This window comes from Oceanobacillus locisalsi (assembly GCF_042675985.1).
Lineage (GTDB): Bacteria > Bacillota > Bacilli > Bacillales > Amphibacillaceae > Oceanobacillus > Oceanobacillus locisalsi.
The window spans coordinates 1-1179 of record NZ_JBHTKK010000061.1 but is presented as its reverse complement, the minus strand read 5'-3'; the positions used below and the strand labels follow the sequence as shown (position 1 = coordinate 1179).

The window sequence follows — 1179 nt, the reverse complement described above, 5'->3', positions numbered from 1 at the left end:
GGATCCAAAGCCCGTTTTAGATTCTTTGATGTAATTTTCCATACAGGCGCGATGGTTATAAAAGCGCCAAATCTCATCTCCAGCATCTTCCATATTCGTGACAAGTGCCTGATACTCCCAAAGAAATTCTTCGCTGAGATAGGGTTCTTCAAAATCACTTGCTTCTGCCATCCGAATGAGTACAATCCGGCGTGGTTTCGACCACGTCTGAGCTTGATGTTCGATTTCTGTCCACTCAATGATTTTAGTTCCTTCATACACACGACACCATATCTTTTCTAACCCTTTTTTGACAAGGTTTTTATACAATTTTAATTTCCCTGTGTACAAGATTTCTTTGGGCTGCCCTGTATCCGGATCACGATACGTTTCAAAAAAATGTAAATGATCTTCGTTGGGAAACCCCTTGTCAAAACGGGCCAGGATGGAAGCTCCGGACGGGACATGTTCCAGCGCTCTTTTTCCAGCCTCTATCATTCCTGCCGAGGTATAAGCTTTTCCATTTCTTAAGGTAGCGTCCAAACACAGACGGCTTCTTCCTTCAAACACATATAAGGGATGGAAGCTTTTTTTCCGGGATGAGAAGCATTATATCCGACTTCTGCCCCTTCCTGATTGCCATAAACCGTATACACTGAGGAATCAAAATCAAGAATGACACGATCTTGTTGAGACAAGATTCGCTTCGTTAATTCCTTGTTTGTCTCTGCCAGCCCTTCGATATCTTCTTGTTTTTCAAACCGATTTAAATCGTTGTAGTAGGTAGTGTAATCAGGAAGTTTGTCCCACTTGAAGAACCGTTTCAACATGATTTCGTTTTCCACATCTTCAAAGTGTGAGATCCGTTCTATTCCCAGAATACGTCCTAATATCAAAATGAGCGCAACATTTGGAAGTGCAAAAATACCTCCTTGTTTCCCAATAGTTAACCGGTCGTCCAATTTCTGTTTCAGCTGTATTTTTTGAACATAGTCCAGAAGAGGTAGAATCCCTCCAAAGGAAGTAGCGTGTTCCAATGTTGATTCAATAGAAATGGTTCCAATACTTGTGCTATATGTGGTATAATTATTCACCATAAGGTGCTCCTTTCTTTTGGTTTGTTTGGACCGGTTAATCCTATTCTACCAAAGTTTGGAGCACTTTTTTATGTTTTTTTATAAAATTGGTTCGAAATTCAGG

Annotated in this window: 2 protein-coding genes; both read right to left on the bottom strand. The window is 40.5% G+C overall.

The window, feature by feature from the left end:
• Positions 1 to 522, bottom strand: a 522-nt coding sequence (locus tag ACFQ19_RS20225) for a transposase (RefSeq protein WP_379594671.1), incomplete at its 3' end; no start/stop codon positions are given.
• Entirely contained in the window at positions 507 to 1076 is a 570-nt protein-coding gene (locus ACFQ19_RS20220; RefSeq protein ID WP_379594669.1) for a transposase, read from the bottom strand. The genes ACFQ19_RS20225 and ACFQ19_RS20220, both read right to left, overlap by 16 nt.
• Between the last annotated feature and the right edge of the window lie 103 nt (positions 1077 to 1179).

Coding starts and splice junctions, on each gene's coding strand:
- ACFQ19_RS20220 (WP_379594669.1), bottom strand. CDS start 1,076: ATGGTGAATAATTATACCACATATAGCACAAGTATTGGAACCATTTCT.